The sequence below is a fragment of the Caulobacter sp. GW821-FHT11E10 genome, from assembly GCF_058808375.1.
In genome coordinates this window covers 1-17887 of sequence record NZ_JBXARP010000009.1, presented here as the reverse complement: position 1 = coordinate 17887, position 17887 = coordinate 1, and the positions used below count along the sequence as shown (strand labels likewise).

15 protein-coding genes are annotated in these 17887 nt (G+C 67.8%); 7 read left to right on the top strand and 8 right to left on the bottom strand.

What is annotated here, in order from left to right:
* Positions 1-8: 8 nt before the first annotated feature.
* The 3 genes from AC1RRV_RS18695 to AC1RRV_RS18685 form a co-directional block, all read right to left on the bottom strand.
* Positions 9-191, bottom strand: a complete 183-nt coding sequence (locus tag AC1RRV_RS18695) for a hypothetical protein (RefSeq protein WP_492861155.1) — start codon at positions 189-191, stop codon at positions 9-11.
* A gap of 46 nt (positions 192-237) precedes the next feature.
* On the bottom strand, positions 238-909 hold the full coding sequence (locus tag AC1RRV_RS18690) for an HAD family hydrolase (protein WP_492861154.1): 672 nt from the start codon (positions 907-909) through the stop codon (positions 238-240).
* A 119-nt stretch (positions 910-1028) separates the two neighbouring features.
* A complete protein-coding gene (locus AC1RRV_RS18685) occupies positions 1029-1376 on the bottom strand; it encodes an ArsC family reductase (RefSeq protein WP_492861153.1) in 348 nt (115 codons plus the stop codon).
* Between the two features lie 150 nt (positions 1377-1526).
* On the opposite strand from AC1RRV_RS18685, the gene AC1RRV_RS18680 reads away from it, so the two are divergent.
* Together AC1RRV_RS18680 and AC1RRV_RS18675 are read left to right on the top strand one after the other, a co-directional pair.
* Entirely contained in the window at positions 1527-1874 is a 348-nt protein-coding gene (locus tag AC1RRV_RS18680; RefSeq protein ID WP_492861152.1) for an ArsR/SmtB family transcription factor, read from the top strand.
* A gap of 19 nt (positions 1875-1893) precedes the next feature.
* Positions 1894-2379 (top strand): SRPBCC family protein, encoded by a 486-nt coding sequence (locus AC1RRV_RS18675; protein WP_492861151.1) that lies wholly within the window; start codon positions 1894-1896, stop codon positions 2377-2379.
* Here AC1RRV_RS18675 and AC1RRV_RS18670 read toward each other — a convergent pair.
* Positions 2367-3047 (bottom strand): DNA alkylation repair protein, encoded by a 681-nt coding sequence (locus AC1RRV_RS18670; protein ID WP_492861150.1) that lies wholly within the window; start codon positions 3045-3047, stop codon positions 2367-2369. The genes AC1RRV_RS18675 and AC1RRV_RS18670 overlap by 13 nt on opposite strands.
* The gene (locus AC1RRV_RS18665) at positions 3047-3628 is read right to left on the bottom strand and encodes a 2'-5' RNA ligase family protein (RefSeq protein WP_492861149.1); all 582 of its coding nucleotides are present in this window, start codon (positions 3626-3628) and stop codon (positions 3047-3049) included. The genes AC1RRV_RS18670 and AC1RRV_RS18665 overlap by 1 nt, the downstream gene beginning before the upstream one ends.
* A gap of 140 nt (positions 3629-3768) precedes the next feature.
* Here AC1RRV_RS18665 and AC1RRV_RS18660 point away from each other — a divergent pair, with 140 nt between their 5' ends.
* The 4 genes from AC1RRV_RS18660 to AC1RRV_RS18645 all read left to right on the top strand — a co-directional run bounded on the left by AC1RRV_RS18660 (position 3769) and on the right by AC1RRV_RS18645 (position 7582).
* Positions 3769-4152, top strand: a complete 384-nt coding sequence (locus AC1RRV_RS18660) for a BlaI/MecI/CopY family transcriptional regulator (RefSeq protein WP_492861148.1) — start codon at positions 3769-3771, stop codon at positions 4150-4152.
* Positions 4142-5629, top strand: a complete 1488-nt coding sequence (locus AC1RRV_RS18655; RefSeq protein WP_492861147.1) for a M56 family metallopeptidase — start codon at positions 4142-4144, stop codon at positions 5627-5629. The genes AC1RRV_RS18660 and AC1RRV_RS18655 overlap by 11 nt, the downstream gene beginning before the upstream one ends.
* 76 nt (positions 5630-5705) lie before the next feature.
* Positions 5706-7247 carry a GMC oxidoreductase gene (locus AC1RRV_RS18650; protein ID WP_492861146.1) on the top strand — a complete coding sequence of 514 codons (1542 nt, stop codon included), beginning with the start codon at positions 5706-5708 and terminating at the stop codon, positions 7245-7247.
* Positions 7247-7582, top strand: coding sequence for a hypothetical protein (locus AC1RRV_RS18645; protein WP_492861145.1), 336 nt, complete (start codon positions 7247-7249; stop codon positions 7580-7582). Before AC1RRV_RS18650 ends, AC1RRV_RS18645 begins: the two co-directional genes overlap by 1 nt.
* A gap of 5 nt (positions 7583-7587) precedes the next feature.
* On the opposite strand, the gene AC1RRV_RS18640 is transcribed toward AC1RRV_RS18645, so the two are convergent.
* The 3 genes from AC1RRV_RS18640 to AC1RRV_RS18630 all read right to left on the bottom strand — a co-directional run bounded on the left by AC1RRV_RS18640 (position 7588) and on the right by AC1RRV_RS18630 (position 9778).
* Positions 7588-8370, bottom strand: coding sequence for a DoxX family protein (locus tag AC1RRV_RS18640; RefSeq protein WP_492861144.1), 783 nt, complete (start codon positions 8368-8370; stop codon positions 7588-7590).
* Between the two features lie 96 nt (positions 8371-8466).
* Entirely contained in the window at positions 8467-9303 is an 837-nt protein-coding gene (locus AC1RRV_RS18635; protein WP_492861143.1) for a helix-turn-helix transcriptional regulator, read from the bottom strand.
* A gap of 7 nt (positions 9304-9310) precedes the next feature.
* The gene (locus tag AC1RRV_RS18630; protein ID WP_492861142.1) at positions 9311-9778 is read right to left on the bottom strand and encodes a DUF2147 domain-containing protein; all 468 of its coding nucleotides are present in this window, start codon (positions 9776-9778) and stop codon (positions 9311-9313) included.
* A gap of 930 nt (positions 9779-10708) precedes the next feature.
* Here AC1RRV_RS18630 and AC1RRV_RS18625 point away from each other — a divergent pair.
* The coding region (locus AC1RRV_RS18625) for an Ig-like domain-containing protein (RefSeq protein ID WP_492861141.1) at positions 10709-17887 on the top strand (7179 nt) is incomplete at its 3' end.

Sequence of the window (17887 nt, the reverse complement as noted above, 5' to 3'; positions counted from 1 at the left end):
ATCCTCCCTTATCGAGCGTTGAGTTGAGCGACGAGCGCGGCGGGCGGCTCGTGGCCGGCGCTGGCCAGGTCGCGCAGGGTTTCGACCACTTCGCGGCGGGCGCGGTCGTCCAGCCACGCGCGGAAGGCGCCGAGCAGCATGAAGCCCATGGGGAACAGCAGCCACCAGAAGTCACGGAACAGGTCGGTCATCGGTTAGTCCCTTCGATCAGGGCGCGATCATTCGCGCTTTCGAAGGTTAGTCGCCGCCGACCACCGCGCTGGATGCAGAGACGTACGAAATAATTTCGGACATCGAACTGAACGACACGGTCGGACGGTGCTCGGCCAGGATCGAGGGCTTGGCGTAGCCCCAGCCGACAGCCCCGCAATCCAGGCCCACGGCGCGCGCGGCCTCGATGTCGCGGGTCTCGTCGCCGATGCAGATGATCTTGTCGCGCGAGACGCCCCGGCGCGTGACCTGCTTGAACTTGCGGGCCTTGCCGAACAGCGACGCGCCGCAAGCGTAGAGGCTGATCAGGTTCGCCAGGTCCTCGCCCAGCACGCGGCGGATCACCTGCTCGCTGTTGGAGCTGACCACCGCGATCTTCACGCCGGCCTGGTGCAGGGCGCTCAGCATCCTGGCGGTCTCGGGGAACAGCGGGATGGTGTGGGCGTCGGCGGCCATCAGCTTCTTGCCGGCCCGTGCGATCAGCGGCAGCTTCCAGGGCGAGACGCCGAGATAGCGGATGACCTCGCGGGTGCTGCGGCCGCGCAGCATCTCGATCTCCTCGTCGGTGACGGTCTTGAAGCCGTACCGGCGCGCCATCGGATTGACGGCCCGCATCATCCACGCCGCGCTGTCAGCCAGCGTGCCGTCGAAGTCGAAGATGACCAACTCGTACCGCGAGACGGCGTCCCCCACGCGCACCCATGCCCCTTTTTGTCCGCCCGAAGCGGACGATTGGTCCAGTGATAGACCGATCCCCCGAGTATTGTCGTCTTAAACTTCGCTCACGCCGGGCCCGAAAGCGTGGATAATTTCGCCACTTAGCTCAGGGCCGCGTCGTAGGCGTCGGGCTTGAAGCCGACTAGGCGGCGGTCGCCGAGGTCCAGGACCGGGCGCTTGATCATCGACGGCTGGGCCAGCATCAAGGCGATGGCCTTCTCCGCGTTCAGGTCCTGCCTGTCGGCTTCATCCAGCTTGCGGAAGGTCGTGCCCGCGCGGTTCAGGATCGTTTCCCAGCCGTGCTCCTTGACCCAGCCCTCCAGGCGGGCGCGATCGATCCCGACGGCCTTGTAGTCGTGGAAGGCATAGGCCTGGCCGCGCTCTTCCAGCCACTTCCGAGCCTTGGCGACCGTGTCGCAGTTCTTGATGCCGTACATCGTGGCGGTCATGGCCAGGCTCCCAAAAGACTTGTCGGGCGCGAGCGAATCCGCGGCGCACCGTCACCCCTGCCCTAGCCGAGCCCCAGGTCCGCGCCAACCGCTTGACGACCGGCGCGATCCAATCCATAACCATATCATTACATAACAAGTAGATTATATATGACCCTCGCCGCCGCCAGCCTCGACACCACCTTCGCCGCCCTGGCCGACCCGACCCGTCGCGCGATCATCGCCCGATTGGCCCAGGGGCCGGCTTCGGTCAGCGAACTGGCCCAGCCGTTCGCCATGAGCCAGCCGGCCATCTCCCGTCACCTGAAGGTGCTGGAGAGCGCCGGCCTGATTTCGGGCGGCAAGGAGGCTCAGCGGCGCCCCCGCAAGCTGGAGGCCCAACCGATGGCGGAAGCCGCCGCCTTCCTGGAGGCCTATCGCGCCTTCTGGGAGACCCGTTTCACCGAACTCGACCAGGTTCTCGAGGACCTGAAGTCCCAACGCCCCAAGAACCCCTGAAGAGATCAAGGAGACACCCGTGACCAAACTGACCGTCGCCCAGTCCGGCGATACGGACCTGATCGTCACCCGCACCTTCAACGCACCGCGCGACCTGGTCTTCCAGGCCTTCGGCGAGCCCGCCCTGGTGCAACGCTGGCTGCTGGGCCCGCCCGGCTGGACCATGCCGGTCTGCGAGATCGACCTGCGTCCCGGCGGCAAGTTCCGCTACGTCTGGCGCAACGAAAGCGGCGTCGAGATGGGCATGAGCGGCCTTTATCTTGAGATCGAGGCCCCTGAGCGCACTGTCCACGAGGAACTCTTCGACGAGGACTGGACCGACGGCCGCACCCGGGTCACGACCTTGCTGACCGAGAGCGCCGGCGTCACCACCATGACCATGACGATCCAGTACGCTTCCCCGCAAGGCCGCGCCCAGGCCCTGGCCACGCCGATGCTGGACGGCATGGAAGCCGCCTACAGCAGTCTCGAAACCCTGCTGGCGGAGACGACTCAGCCGGCCTGAGAGGTCTTCTTGGCCTTGGTCAGCTGACGCAGGGCGTCCTTGCCGTTCCAGCGGGCCGTGGGGTCCGACGTCGCCGCCAGTCGCGCGGCGACGTCCAGGACCGCGGCCTTGAGGACCGGACTCTTGCGCGTTCCGATCGCCCGCAGCGCCCAGTTCACGCCCTTCTTGACGAAGTTGCGGGAGTCCGTGGCCGCGCCCTCGATCAGCGGCAGGCGCGCCAGGAACACGTCGTCCGGCAGCTCCTTGCGATGCAAGGCCACACAGGCCAGCAGGGCGAAGGCCGCGCGCTTGCCGAACTCGTCGTTCAGCCGCGCCCATTGGTCGATCTTGGCCAAAGCGTGCGGCGTGCGGTCGAACAGGTCGAAGCAGAGGGTGTCGGTGACCGCCCAACTGTCGAAATCGACCCGCCAGGCGTCCATCTGCTCGGGCGTGACCAGCTTCGGATCATCGACCATGCCGGCCAGAAGCCGCGCCTCGTACCAGCCGGTATCCCAGAGCTCCTGCGCCAGGGCGTGGTCGCGGCCAAGCCGCTTGGCCATGGCGCGCAACTGGCCCACAGGCACGCCGAACGCCTTCTCGTAGGTGATCGCGTAGCGCGCCATGCCCTCGCGGTGGCTCTCCGAGCCGAGCGCCTCCAGTTCCGCCAGGACCTCGGCCGCGCTCGCCATCAGCCTCGCAGCTCCCAGCTGTCGAGCACGATGTGCTGGGTCTGGCCCAGCTTGCTCCGCACGAGCACGAAACGGTCGACGGTCCAGCGGATCGGCGCGATCGCCTGGGCCGGGATCACCTGGCCGTCGTAGAGCAGCGTGATGTGCGGGGTGAAGCTCTTGTCCGGCTTCAGACCCGCGCCCGCCATCTTCAAGCCCAGAGCCTTCTGGAAGCCGATGAGCTCTTGCACGCCCTCCCCGCCTTGCAGGGTGAAGGGGTTGTTGCCTGGTCGGTTGGCGAAGCTGACCGCCTGGTCGAACGTCACCTCGAAGGGCGCGATCTCCAAGGCCCCGCCCGCCAACTGGCCCTTGCGGACCATGTCGGCCGGCAGACCCACATAGTCGCCCAGATGATGCAGGGTGATGTGGAAGCGGTCGGTCAGCAGCGGCGCGCCGCGCAGGTTCAGCGCGTCCTTCAGTCGGCGCGCCTCGTGGGCGATGCGCTCGGCCGTTTCAGGATCCGGATACAGCAGGAACATCAGCCGGTCGGTCGGCGTGGGCGGATCGAAGCCCGGCAGGCCCATCTGCAGTGTTTCGGCCATCCGGCTCCTCCATCCTCGTCGCCAGAATTACGCCGCTTCGGTCTTCCCTCCAACCGGCTCCGCCTGTTGCCGAATTACATTTCGTTTACGTGCGTAATCGTTGGCTTGACGCGATCGTTTACGTGCGTAATCGTCTAAGCATGGAAACGACCCCACAACGCATCAGCGCCGCCGAGAGCGAAGTCATGAAGGTCCTGTGGGCGCAAAGCCCCAAGGCCGCCGACGACGTGCTCGCCATCCTGGCCAAGGAACAGGGCTGGGCCGAGGGCACGGTGAAGACCCTGCTCAACCGCCTCCTGAACAAGGGCGCGATCGCCGCCGACAAGGACGGTCGCCGCTTCCTCTACCGGCCGCTGATCGGCCGCGAGGACTATGTCGACTCCGAGAGCCAAGGCCTGCTGGACCGACTGTTCGACGGCCGCCTCGCCCCCTTGGTCAGCCACTTCTCCAAGCGCGAGAAGCTGGCCCCCGAGGATGTCGCCGAACTGCGCCGCCTGTTGGAGAAGATCGACGATGGCCAATAACGTGGCGAGTAATCTGATCCTCTTCCTGCTGGAAGCCAACTTGGCTCTGGCCGTCGCCGTCCTGCTGGTGCTGGTCCTGCGCAAGCCGGTCCGCCTCGCGTTCGGCGCTCGCACCGCCTACGCCCTGTGGCTGGTCGTGCCGCTGGCGATCCTGGCCCTGCTGATCCCGGCGCGGACCATTACCCTGCCCGCTCCGGCTTCGGCCAACCCATCGACCGTCATCGCGACGACCCAGGCGCCCGCGCCGGTCCAGCCGCCGTCGATGATCAAGCCCATTCCGCGCCAGTTGCGGATCCTGCCTATCGCCGAGATCGCCCTGGCGCTCTGGGTCGTCGTCGCCCTCGGGGGACTGATCGTCCAGGCCGAACGCCAGCGCCGGTTCGTCCGCTCGCTGGGCAAGCTCAGCGCCTCGACCGAGAAGGGGTTGCTCTGGTCCGAGCGTCCGGGCGTCGGCCCGGCCGTGATCGGCGCCCTGGCTCCGCGCGTGGTGTTGCCGGCCGACTTCGCCCAACAGTTCACGGCCCAGGAACAGGCCCTGATCCTGGCCCATGAGAAGAACCACCTCGCCGTCGGCGACGCCCAGATCAACGCGGTCGTCACCGCCCTGCAGTGTCTCTTCTGGTTCAACCCGATGATCCACCTGGGCGCGGCCGCCCTGCGCGTCGACCAGGAGATCGCCTGTGACGCCGCCGTCCTGGCCCGCCACCCCAAGACCCGCCGCGCCTATGGCGAAGCCATGCTGAAGACCCAGCTGGCCGCCTGCGCCCCGCCGCTGGGCTGCCACTGGCCAGCCTCGGCCAACAAACAACTGAAGGAGCGCTTCAGCATGCTCGGTCATCACCATGCCAACCGTCGACGTCATCTGGCCGGCGCCGTCGCCGTCGCGGTCCTGGGCCTCGGCTCCGGCGTCGCCGCCTGGGCCGCCCAGCCCGCCCAGGTCGTCCAGCAGTCCCAGGAAGACAGCCGGCGGGCCGTCGCCCGCCATCTGGGTCGCCCGCTGTTCGACGCGGTCCGCTCGCACGACCTGGGCGCCGTCCGTGAACTGATCACCCTGGGGGCCAATGTGAACTACGTCGCCCCCGGCGATGGCGCGCCCCTGATCGAGGCCGCCCGCACGGGCCAGGCCGAGATGGTCCAGGCCCTGCTGGCCGCCGGCGCCAATCCCAGCCTGGCGGTGCGCGGCGATGGCGACCCGCTGATCCAGGCCGCCCTGGCCGGTCGTCTCGACATCGTCCGAGCCCTGGTCGAACGTGGCGCCGACGTCGAGGCCTTCGTGCCCGGCGACGAGACCCCGCTGATCAACGCCGCGCGCGGCGGGAACCTGGCGGTCGTCACCTATCTGGTCGAGCGCGGCGCCGACGTGAACCGCGCCGTCCTGGCCAATCCCGGTGAGATGCGCTCGCCCCTGGGCATGGCCCAGAAGAACGGCCACGGCGCGGTCGCGAACTATCTGAAGAGCCGGGGCGCGCGCGGCTAAGGCCGTCCGGGAGCGCGGCGAGACCGTCGCGCTCCACCCCGCATTTTCCCTTTAAAAATCAGCGAGATTTTCAACGATGGCGATCATCGACGCCCGAACCTTGCCTGACGCCAGCCCGATAGACGCTGATCTTCTGATCATCGGCGGCGGCTTGGCCGGCATCACCCTGGCCAAGGAGCTGGCCGGCGGTCCGCTGAAGGTCGCGATCCTCGAGAGCGGCGGCCTGGAAATCGACATGGAGAACCAGGCGCTCTACGCCGGCTCCGGCGTCCAGAAGGCTCCGGGCAATCCGGATCGTCCGTTCAACGACTATCCGGTCCAGTCGCGGGTCCGGGCGCTGGGCGGCTCGGGCATGGTCTGGGGCGGCAAGTGCGCGCCGCTCGACCCCGCCGACTTCGCCGAGCGCGCCTGGATCCCCCACAGCGGCTGGCCGGTCACCCGCGAGCAGATGCAGCCCTATTACGATCGGGCCTGCGACGTGCTGGAGATCCCGCGCTTTCCGCTGAACCGCCCCGCCCCCACCGAACCGGAGCGCCAGCCCCTGGCGCTGGATCCGGCTGACGGCTTCTTCCCGGCCCCGCGCGAGTTCTCGAAGTTCTCGGGCGGCTCGAACAAGGCCGCGTTCGACGACTTCCGCACCAAGTTCGCGCAAGCCGCCAACATCACCGTCTACCTGTACGCCAATGTCGTGAAGATCCGGCGCGAGGGCGACCAGATCACCGGCCTCGACGTGGCCTGCCTGGACGGCAAGCGGCACACCGCCAAGGCCAAGCGCTACGTGCTCGCCGTCGGCGGCATCGAGAACGTCCGGCTGCTATTGGCCTCCGACAACCTCGGCAACCGCGAGGATCTGGTCGGCCGCTTCTTCCAGGGCCACGTCACCTATTCGAACGACGGCGACAGCCAGTCCGAGGGCACGGCCATGGCGATCGCGCGCGCCGCGCCGATGGATCTCTACGCCCCGACCAAGCGCATGGCCGCCCACTGCGTGATCGGCTCGGGCCTTCCCGCCCAGAAGCGGATGAAGACCGGCAACTTCACCGCCACCCTGTTCCGCGCCAACTTCTCCGGAGCGGCCGCGGCGGTGGGCGCGGACACCCTCACGATCGGCAAGGCCAGCGCCCGGGTCGGCAAGGGCCAGGACGAGCCGCAGCTGCTCGGCTATTTCGCCATGACCGAGCATTTCCCCAATCCCGACAGTCGGGTGACCCTGGATCCCGACAACAAGGACCCGTTGGGCGTGCCACGGGTGCGCCTGACCTGGGTCTATGGCGACAAGGACTATGCCGACCTGGAGCGTTCGGTCGCGGGCCTGGCCGACGCCCTCGGGGCGTCTGGCGAAGGCCGCATGTGCTGGTCCATCGAGCGGAGCAAATTGCTCGGCCTCTCCAGCGCCTCGCGCCACCACATGGGCACGACCCGGATGCACGCCGATCCGAAGAAGGGCGTGGTCGATCCGGATTTACGGCTGCACGAGGCCCGAAATCTCTACGTCGCCGGCAGCTCGGTCTTCCCGACCTCCGGCATCGCCAATCCGACCCTGACGATCCTGGCCCTGGTCATGCGCCTGGCCGATCACCTGAAATCCGACTTGAAAGCCCTTGGCGGAGCCGCCTGATGACCAGCCGTCGCGATCTCCTGGCCGCCCTCGTCGCCCTGGCCGCCACCCCCACCCTCGCCCGCGCCGCCGCGCCCGATGTCTTCGCCGGCCTCGATCGCGCCGCCGTCCAGCGCATCGGCAAGGCGTGGCTCGAGCAGCATCCGAAGGCCAGCGCCAAGGAGCTGACCTCCCGCCTGTTCCCGGGCGGACGCGGTCCGGAAGCCCTGCTCCGCCTGCGGACCCAGACCGCCGCCGACTTCCGGAAGGGCGCGGTGTTCACCTATCGCGGCTGGCGACTGTCGGACACCGAGGGCGCTCTGCTGGCGCTCCTGTCGTTGGAAGGCCAGCCTTAGCCCGGTCAAGGGTTGGCCTGGGCCGGAAGAAGGGCGGGCGTCGGAGCGGACTTGTCCGCCTCGACGTTCAACCGCCAGAGGGCGAAGGCCGCGCCGGTCAGGGTCAGGGCCACCGCCGTCATGGTCCACTCCATGCGGCTGGCTGGCGTGGCGATCACGCGTGGGATGTGCAGGAGCAGAACGAAGCTGCCCATCATGCCGGTGATCGCCGGGCCCGCCGCCTTCAGCCCTCGGTTCGACAGGAAGGCCAGGCCCGCCAGCACGTGCCCCGCCCCGGTCGCGGCCGCCCAGCCCGTGGGCCAAGGCAGCCAGGCCGGCACCATCTTGGCCGTGAAGGCCAGATAGACGAAGTGCGACAGCCCGAAGATCAGCAGGCTGACGCCAAAGACGATCCGGGTCGAAAAGGTCAGGCGACGTCGCCGGTCTCCAATCTCGAGGGTTTGAGCGTAGAGAGCGACGCCGCCTGCCGCCATTGTCGCGCTTTCGGCAAGTCCCAACCATTCGACGACGACGGAGGGGTGCGCGGCTAGGCGAAGGCCGTGGAGCAGCACGGCCCAGAGACCGAAGGACGCGGCCAGGACTAGCCGCCCCTCCCGCGCCAGCCGGGGCCACACGGCCGCCAGGGCGGCCAGCAGCATCACGGCGGCGCAGATGCAGGCCAGCCCGGACCGAAGAGGAACGGTTTCCGGCACGGGCTGCCACTGGAAAGCGAAGTCGCGGGAGATCAGCCCCAATACGCCCAGCACGAATGCGCCTAGCGCATACGGAACCGCCCTGCCCGCCACCATCGTCTCACCAGCTCCCTGGAACCTCGGTGCGGCCAAGGTGGCAGGCGCGGCGATGGCGAACTTGGGTTTTGTTGCGGTAGGCTTTTCAGGCGCGCCTCAGGCGGCCTTGCGCCAGGCGCGCGGCGACTGGCCGAAGGCGTCCCGGAAGGTGTGGTTGAAGTACGAGAGGTCGTTGAAGCCGACGTTCAGGGCGATGACCGTGATCGGCGCCTTGGTGTCCAGAAGCTGGTCGGCGGCGGCCTTCAGCCGAGCGCCGATCTGATACTGGCGGGGCGTCTCGCCGGTCACCTCGCGGAAGGCGCGGATGAAGTGGAAGCGCGACAGGCCCGCGCCAGCCGCCAGCTCGGCCAGGGGCAAGGGTTCGGCATAGCGGCGATGGATCTCATTCGCCACCTCGCGGACCCGTCGATGGTCCGTCCGGCTGGCGTCACGTCGGCGCACACGCCGTCCCAGGGCCAGGGCGGCGGCCGTGACGGCCACGACATCCTCTTCCTGCGCGCGGGGATCGCGGGCCAGTCGGCGGATCGCGCCGTACAGCGGCGCCGAAGCGCGGCCCGCCGCGACGGCGGCGATCGCGAAACGGCCGTCAGAGCAGCGCAGATCCTCGGCCAGTTCGTTCAACAGGACATCGTCCAGCGCCAGCACGGCCCGCCGGTTGCCCATGGCGTCCAGATGAAGACAGCCGAAGCTCTCGTCGGCGTTGCCCAGCACGATCGCGCCTTCCGACACGGTCGAGGAGCCCGTCGGGGTCGTGTAGCCGAATTGGCCCGACACCACGGCCCCAATCGCCGAGCGGGCGTAGCGATGATGCGCCAGGGTCTGGGCGGGCGCGGCGCAGCGGACGTCGCCCACGCCGTAGAGCCCGGCCCGGCTGGCCAGCAGAGGACCGCCGACCTCGACCCGGAACTCCCGTTCGTCCGTCGTCCGGCTCATCGGCGCCTCAGAGCGCTCGACCGACCGGCGCTGAAGCCGTGTCGATCCGCGTCCAGACCTGTGACTTGCAGAGGAAGTTCGGCAGCAAGCAGCCCTTGGCCCGCAGCGAGGTGCGATCCAGAAGCCGCACCTGGCCCGAGAAGGTCATGTCCAGGTCGGGCACGAAGACCTTGCCCTTCCACTCGTCGGCGCCGTCGGCGGAGAAGTCGCGCAGCAGCTGCATGCCGACCAGGTCCTGGTTGCTCTTCTTCTTCACGTCGGCGCGGGCGTCGGGATTGGCCCACACGACATAGCCGCAGGTGCGCGTCTCGCACGGCTTGATCTCGATATGGACGCTGCCCTTGGGATTGCGCCAGACGCCGTAGATGTCGGAGCGCGCGGCTGGCGCGGGCGCGGCCAGGGCTGCTCCCGCGAGGCCGCAGAGCGCCAGGGCCGCCACCGCCAGTCGCGGTCCGTTCGACATCCATCGGCTCATCCGCAGTCCTTCCCTCATCGTGGCCCTCCCTGATCGGGTGCGGCCCACGCTCGCAGGAGCGCGAGGCTAGACGTTCGGGAAGACAAGGTGAAGCCGTCGAAATTGAGGCGGCGCGTTCCGGCGCAAGCGATCACAAGCAGGTCTTTTCGCAACCTCCCTTTGAACTGCGGTCTTACCGATCACAGAACAGTCGGCCACCCGACGCTCGACGACCGCGCGAAACAGCCACCCAAATACGCCTGATAGTTGTTTTTGACTGCACTTGGGTGCGGCACCCCCGCACCACCCAAACGTGCATCACCTGAAGACTTACGTCACCAACCCTGCGACACACGAAATCCTACGAGTATAGCAGAGCTTACCCGCATCAATAAACTGTCACAGTACGACTTGTTCTGATTTGCCAATCAAGACTACGAGCACTTAGTCAGTCCATCAGCAAACATATTTCCGTACTGAAATCCAAATACTCTAGGACCACGCCCGTTCAGATGGATGAAGTACCTAGAGATAGTGTCCAGTCGGTATGTGCATATTTGCACAATTACGAGTATGGTTAATGCTGAGTAAAAATTTATCCTTGCCTAGTTGCTAACGCGCGCATAAAGAACACCGCTCGTCGATCGTGTTTAACGGTCGTTGGGGTGCGGGGTCACGGCGATCGCCAAACCAAACGCGGAGCGTGTGTTTCACGCCCGCCTGGTGGCGTCGCCTCGAAGCGAAGTGTGATCACACTTCGCCAATCCAGCCTCAACTTATCCGGGCGACGCGCGGCGAAGGCGATGTGGGGCACGTGTGTTGCTTCGGATCGCCAATCACAAGCCTCACTGTTCCCTTCTGGGACGGGAACCGAGGGGCGACGAAATTCAACGGCGCCGGTGGGGCGCGGGACTAGCGCCCACCGCGGCGAACCGATCTGGGGGATTTGAGATGACCGTTACGATCACCAACATTGCCGGCGACGCTCCTGGCAGCGCCTATGTGAACACTGCCGAGAAGGCTAGCGGCTTCACCATCTCCGGCACCTCCACCGCGGCTTCGGGCAGCAGCGGGACGCTGTCGATCAACGGCAATAACTACAACTTCACCACCACGGCAGGCGGCGCCTGGTCCTACTTCGTGACGGCGGCGCAGGCCGCGTCGATGACCGGCACTGAGAACTTCACCGTTACGATCAACGCCGCTGGCGGCACCACAGCTACACGGACGGATAGCGATAGCCTTACCGTCGATACGACGGCGCCAGGCGCGCCTTCCATCACCACCGTGACCGATGACGCCAACCCGCAGACCGGTTCGGTCTCCGACGGCGGCGCGACCAACGACACCACGCCGACCGTGGGCGGCACCGCCACCGCCAATACCGTCGTGAAGATCTACGACGGCGCCACGCTTGTGGGCACTACCACGGCCAACGGCGGGGGTAACTGGTCCACGAGCGTCACGCTCAACGCCGGTGACGGAACTCATACGCTGACCGCCACGGCCACGGACGCCGCCGGCAATGTCAGCAGCCTTTCGGCGGGACGCGCCGTGAACCTGGACACCAGCGCCCCCGGCGCGCCGTCGATCACCGACTTCACCGACAACGCTGGCATCTTCCAGGGCGACTTCGCTAGCGGCAAGACGACCGACGACACCACGCCGACGATCAACGGCACCGCCGAAGCCAACGCCACGGTCGCGATCTCGCGTAACGGCAGCTTCGTCACCAACGTCACCGCGGACGGTTCGGGCAACTGGTCCTACACCAGCAGCGCGCTGACCAACGGCAGCACCTACAACTTCACGGCCAAGCAGACCGACCTCGCCGGCAATGCCGGCGCTACGGCCTCCAACACGCTCACCGTGACGATCGACACGTCGGACGACGCCGCCGTGGCCACCACGATCACCGGCATCGAAGACAATGTCGGCGTCTTCCAGGGCAACATCGCCAACGGCGGTGCGTCGGACGACACCAGCCCGACGCTGAGCGGCAAGAGCGGCAGCGTCGCCGGCCAACTGGTGGCGATCTACAGCGCCGACGGCGGCACCTTCCGCGGCTTCACGACCACGACGGCCGGTGGCAATTGGTCGTTCACGTCCCCGACCAGCGGGGACGGGACATATGGTTTCCGGGCCTACTCGGTCGATGCGGCCGGCAACGTCAACACCAGTTCCTGGTCGGGCGGCAGCTACGACTTCGATCTCGACACGAGCGCGCCAAGCAACACGATCACCCTGACCTCCGTCGACGGCAAGACCAGCGGATCGACGCCGGACACCACGCCGACCTTCGTCGGCACGATCAGCGGCAATGGCCAGCGCACGATCGGGCTGTTCAACGGCTCGAACCTCGTCGCGTCGTTCACGACCACTTCGGACAACTGGACCTACACGCCGGCCGCGCTGGGCAACGGCGCCTACGCCTTCACCGCCAAGGTGATCGATGACGCCGGCAACGTCGGCAATTCGAGCGCCACCCGCAACATCACGATCGCCGGCGACAGCACGGCTCCGGACGCCCCGACGATCACCGGCGCGGACGACAACGCCAGCCCGACCACGGGCAATGTCTCCAGCGGCGGCTACAGCAACGACACCTCGCTGCTGCTGAGCGGCAAGGCCGAGGCCAACTCGACCGTCAGCGTCTATGACGGCGCCACCAAGCTGGGCACCGCCAACGCCAACGCCTCGGGCGACTGGACCTACCTGACCTCGAGCCTGTCGCAGACCACCCACAGCTTCAAGGCCACGGCCACCGACGCCGCCAACAACACCAGCGGCGACTCGGCCACCTACAGCGTCACCGTCGACACCACGGCCCCGACCACGCCGACCATCAGCGGCGCCGACGACAATGTCGACGGCACCCAGGGCAACATCGCCAGCGGCGGCCTGAGCAACGACGCCTCGCTGCTGCTGAGCGGCACGGTCGAGACCGGCTCGACCATCGAGATCTTCGACGGCGCCACCTCGCTGGGCTTCGCCACCGTCACCGGCACCACGTGGTCGTTCCAGACCTCGGGCCTTTCGCAGACCGCCCACGCCTTCACCGCCAAGGCCACCGACCTCGCCGGCAACAACACGACCTCGGTCGCCTACACCGTCACCGTCGACACCACGGCGCCCAACGCCCCGGCCATCACCAGCGTCAACGACAACGTGCTGCAGGCCACGGGCGCGATCGCCGACGGCGGTCTGACCAACGACGCCACGCTGACCTTGAACGGCACGACCACCTCGGGCACGGCCGTCGACATCTATGACGGCGCCACCAAGATCGGCTCGGCCACCGTCACCGGCACGACCTGGACCTACACGACCGGCGCCCTGTCGGAGACCCCGCACACCTTCACCGCCAAGGCCATCGACACCGCCGGCAACACCAGCGGCGCATCCGGCGGCCACACCGTCACCGTCGACACCACGCCTCCGGCCGTTCCGGCGATCAGCGGCGCCGACGACAATGTCGACCTGAACACGGGCAATGTCGCCAGCGGCGGCCTGAGCAACGACGCCTCGCTGCTGCTCAGCGGCACGACCGACGCCGGCTCGACCGTCGAGATCTTCGAAGGCGCCGCCTCGCTGGGCTTCGCCACCGTCACCGGCACGACCTGGACCTTCCAGACCGCCGGCCTGTCGGACGCCGTCCACGGCTTCACGGCCAAGGCGACCGACGCCGCCGGCAACACCACCGTCGCTTCCTCGACCTACACCGTCACCGTCGACACCGCGGCGCCCAGCGCCCCGGCGATCACCAGCGTCGCCGACGATGTCGCGCCGATCACCGCCCCGGTCGCCAACGGCGGCTCGACCAACGACACCGACCTGGTGATCAGCGGCACGACCACGGCGGACACGGCCGTCGACATCTATGACGGCGCCACCAAGATCGGCTCGGCCGTCGTCACCGGCACGACCTGGACGTTCACGACCAGCGGTCTGAGCCAGACGGCCCATGGCTTCTCGGCCAAGGCCGTCGACGCCGCCGGCAACACCAGCGCCGCCTCGACGACCCACACGGTCACCGTCGACACCACGGCGCCGGTCGCTCCGGTGATCACCGGCGCCGTCGACAACCAAAACCCGCAGACCGGCCCCGTCGCCAGCGGCGGCGCGACCAACGACACCAGCGTTGCGCTGAGCGGCACCACCGAAGCCGGCGCGACCGTCGAGATCTATGACGGCGCCACCCTGCTCGGCGCGGCCACCGTCACCGGCACGACCTGGACGTTCGACACCACGGGTCTGACCGAAGCGGTCCACAACTTCACGGCCAAGTCCATCGACGCCGCCGGCAACAACACCTCGTCGCCCCCCTACACCATCACGGTCGACACCTCGGCGCCGAGCGTGCCGTCCTTCACCAGCGTCGACGACGACGTCGGCCCGGTGACCGGCCCGGTCGCGAACAACGGCTACACCAACGACACCGCCCTGGTGCTCAACGGCCTGGCCGAAATCGGCTCGACCGTCACCGTCTATGACAACGGCTCGCAGATCGGCACGGTCGTGGCCACCGGCGGCGCCTGGTCGTTCACGGCCGGCGCCCTGAGCGACGCCCCGCACGTCTTCACCGTCACGTCCACCGACCTCGCCGGCAATGTCAGCAACGCGGCGACCCACACGGTCAATGTCGACACCCTGGCCCCGGCCGCCCCGGTCGTCACCGGCCCGGTGAGCAACAACGGCGCCTACAACAACACCACCGTGGCGCTCAGCGGCACGGCGGAAGCCGGCTCGAAGGTCTATCTCTATGACGGCCCCACGGCGCTGGGCAGCGTCTTCGCCGACGCCTCGGGCAACTGGAGCTTCTCGGCCACCGGCCTGACCGAAGCCCAACACAGCTTCAAGGCCCACGCCGAGGACGCCGCGGGCAACGTCAGCCCCGACTCCACCGACTATGTGGTGACCGTCGACGTCACGCCTCCGGCCGCCCCGACCATCGCCGCCGTGACCGACGACGTCGCGCCGGTCACCGGTCCCGTCGCCGATGGCGGCTCGACCAATGACACCGACCTGGTGCTCAGCGGCACGACCGAAGCCGGCTCGACCGTCAAGGTCTATGACGGCCTCACCCTGCTGGGCACGGCCGTCGTCACGGGCACGACCTGGACCTACACCGCCACGGGCCTGAGCCAGACGGCCCACGCCTTCACGGTCAAGGCCACCGACGCCGCCGGCAACACCAGCGTGGCTTCGAACGCCCACACGGTCACCGTCGACACCACGGCGCCGGACGCGCCGGCGATCACCAACGTGGCCGACGATTTCGCTCCGGTCACCGGTTCGGTCGCCAACAACGGCTACACCAACGACACCGCCCTGGTGCTCAGCGGCACGACCGAAGCCGGCTCGACCGTCGACATCTATGATGGCGCCACCCTGCTCGGCTCAGCCGTCGTCACCGGCACGACCTGGACCTACACCGCCGCCAGCCTGAGCCAAGCCGTGCACGGCTTCTCGGCCAAGTCCACCGACGCCGCCGGCAATGTCAGCGCCGCCTCGACGACCCACACGGTCACCGTCGACACCACGGCTCCGAACGCTCCGGCCATCACCGGCGCCACGGACGATCAAACCCCGCAGACCGGCCCCGTCGCCAGCGGCGGCTACACCAACGACACCACCCTGACGCTGAACGGCACGACCGAAGCCGGCTCGACGGTCGACGTCTATGACGGCCCCACCAAGATCGGCTCGGCCACGGTCACCGGCACGACCTGGACCTTCGACACCGCGGGTCTGTCCCAGGCGGCCCATGGCTTCACGGTCAAGGCCACCGACGCCGCCGGCAATGTCAGCGCGGCCTCGGCGGCGTACAACGTCACCGTCGACACCACGGCCCCGAACGCTCCGGCGATCAGCAGCGTCGTCGACGACGCCTCGCCGCTGACCGGCCCGGTTCCGAACAACGGCGCGAGCAACGACACCTCGCTGGCCCTGAGCGGCACGACCGAGGCCGGCTCGACCGTTCAGGTCTATGACGGCGCCACCCTGCTGGGCTCGGCCACGGTCACCGGCACGGGTTGGACGTTCAACGCCACGGGTCTGACCCAGACGGCGCACGCCTTCACGGTCAAGTCCACCGACGCGGCCGGCAATGTCAGCGTCGCCTCGGCGAGCCACACGGTCACGGTCGACACCACGGCCCCGAACGCCCCGGCCATCACCGGCGCCGGCGACAATGTGAACCCGACGCAAGGCAATGTGGCCAGCGGCGGCTCGAGCAACGACAGCAGCCTGCTGCTGAGCGGTACGGCCGAGGTCGGTTCGAAGGTGTCCGTCTATGACGGCGCCACCAAGCTGGCCGATGTCGTCGCCGACGGTTCGGGCAACTGGACCTATCAGACCAGCGGCCTGAGCCAGTCCACCCACACCTTCAAGGCGCTCGCCACCGACGCGGCCGGCAACGCCAGCGGCAACTCGGCCAACTACGTCGTCACCGTCGACACCACGGCGCCGAACACGCCGACGATCAGCAACGTCCAGGATAACGTCAGCCCCGACACGGGCTCGATCGACGACGGCGACCCGACCAACGACACGACCCCGACCCTGAGCGGCAAGGCCGAAGCCGGCTCGACCGTCACCATCTATGACGGCGCCAGCAACCTGGGCACGACCGTGGCCGATGGCTCGGGCAACTGGTCCTTCACGACCGGCGCCCTGACCGAAGGCGCGCACGGCTTCAAGGTCACGGCCACCGACGCCGCCACCAACGTCAGCGGGACCTCGTCCTCTTATGACATCAAGGTCGACACCACGGCCCCGACGGCGACCCTGTCGGTCGGCGACGGTGACGGCCTGCTGAACCTTGACGATCCCGACACCACGCTGACGGTCACCTTCTCGGAAGCGATCTCGGGCCTGACCACCGGCGACTTCACCGTGGTTGGTGGATCGCTCAGCGGCCTGTCGTACCAAGGCAGCAACAAGTACACCGCCCAGTTCACGGCCACGGCCGGCTTCGAAGGCACGGCCAGCATCTCGCTGAAGGCCGGCGGCTACGATGACGCGGCGGGCAACCTCGGCCTGGCGGTGACGGGTCCGACCCTGACCGCCGACATGAAGGCCCCGACGGCGACGGTGACGTTCGCTGACAACAGCCTGAACAACGCCGACACCACCTCCACGGTCACCATCCAGACCTCGGAAGACGTCAAGAACCTGACCATCGGCGACCTGGACGCGGACGGCGGCACGCTGTCGAACTTCGTCAAGGTCGACGCCAACACCTACACTGTCACCTTCACGGCCTCGAGCAACACCGAGACCACGGGCAAGGTCACGCTGAACAACAACAGCTATCAGGACCTGAAGGACAACGACGGCGGCAGCGCGTCCGACACCGTCAGCATCGACACCAAGGCCCCGAACGCGCCGTCGATCAACGACGTGGACGACAACGTCAACCCGGACAAGGGTTCGGTGAACAGCGGCGGTTCGACCAACGACACGACGCCGACCCTCAGCGGCACGGCCGAGAAGAACTCGACCGTCACCATCTACGACGGCGCGACCCTGCTCGGCACCGCCACGGCCAACAACGGTGGCAACTGGTCCTTCACGACCGCCGCCCAGAGCGAGGGCACGCACACCTACAAGGCCACGGCCACGGACGCCGCCGGCAACACCGGCACGGCTTCGTCGACCTATTCCGTAAAGGTGGATACGACCGCGCCGACGGCGACGGTCACCTTCGACAAGACGGTCGTGAACGCGACGGACAAGACCTCCGTGGTCACGATCCAGACCTCGGAAGACGTCCAGAACCTGACCCTGGGCGACCTGAACGCCGACGGCGGCACGCTGTCGGGCTTCACCAAGGTCGACGCCAACACCTACACCGTCACCTTCACGGCCGCGAACAACACCACGGCCACCGGCAAGGTGACGCTGGGCACGGGCTATGACGACCTGGCCAGCAACGCCGGCACGACCGCCAACGGGACGATCACGGTCGACACCGTTGCGCCGAACGCGCCGGTGATCACGGGCGCCCAGGACGACTTCGCTCCGGTGACCGGCGCGGTCGCCAACAACGGCTGGACCAACGACACCACCCCGACCCTGAGCGGGACCGCCGAGGCCAACTCGACCGTCGACATCTATGACGGCGCG

Bases quoted from the DNA above. Each gene is read 5' to 3' on its own strand.
- AC1RRV_RS18695 (WP_492861155.1), bottom strand. From the start codon at position 191: ATGACCGACCTGTTCCGTGACTTCTGGTGGCTGCTGTTCCCCATGGGC.
- AC1RRV_RS18685 (WP_492861153.1), bottom strand. From the start codon at position 1,376: ATGACCGCCACGATGTACGGCATCAAGAACTGCGACACGGTCGCCAAG.
- AC1RRV_RS18680 (WP_492861152.1), top strand. From the start codon at position 1,527: ATGACCCTCGCCGCCGCCAGCCTCGACACCACCTTCGCCGCCCTGGCC.
- AC1RRV_RS18670 (WP_492861150.1), bottom strand. From the start codon at position 3,047: ATGGCGAGCGCGGCCGAGGTCCTGGCGGAACTGGAGGCGCTCGGCTCG.
- AC1RRV_RS18665 (WP_492861149.1), bottom strand. From the start codon at position 3,628: ATGGCCGAAACACTGCAGATGGGCCTGCCGGGCTTCGATCCGCCCACG.
- AC1RRV_RS18660 (WP_492861148.1), top strand. From the start codon at position 3,769: ATGGAAACGACCCCACAACGCATCAGCGCCGCCGAGAGCGAAGTCATG.
- AC1RRV_RS18655 (WP_492861147.1), top strand. From the start codon at position 4,142: ATGGCCAATAACGTGGCGAGTAATCTGATCCTCTTCCTGCTGGAAGCC.
- AC1RRV_RS18650 (WP_492861146.1), top strand. From the start codon at position 5,706: ATGGCGATCATCGACGCCCGAACCTTGCCTGACGCCAGCCCGATAGAC.
- AC1RRV_RS18645 (WP_492861145.1), top strand. From the start codon at position 7,247: ATGACCAGCCGTCGCGATCTCCTGGCCGCCCTCGTCGCCCTGGCCGCC.
- AC1RRV_RS18640 (WP_492861144.1), bottom strand. From the start codon at position 8,370: ATGGTGGCGGGCAGGGCGGTTCCGTATGCGCTAGGCGCATTCGTGCTG.
- AC1RRV_RS18635 (WP_492861143.1), bottom strand. From the start codon at position 9,303: ATGAGCCGGACGACGGACGAACGGGAGTTCCGGGTCGAGGTCGGCGGT.
- AC1RRV_RS18630 (WP_492861142.1), bottom strand. From the start codon at position 9,778: ATGAGCCGATGGATGTCGAACGGACCGCGACTGGCGGTGGCGGCCCTG.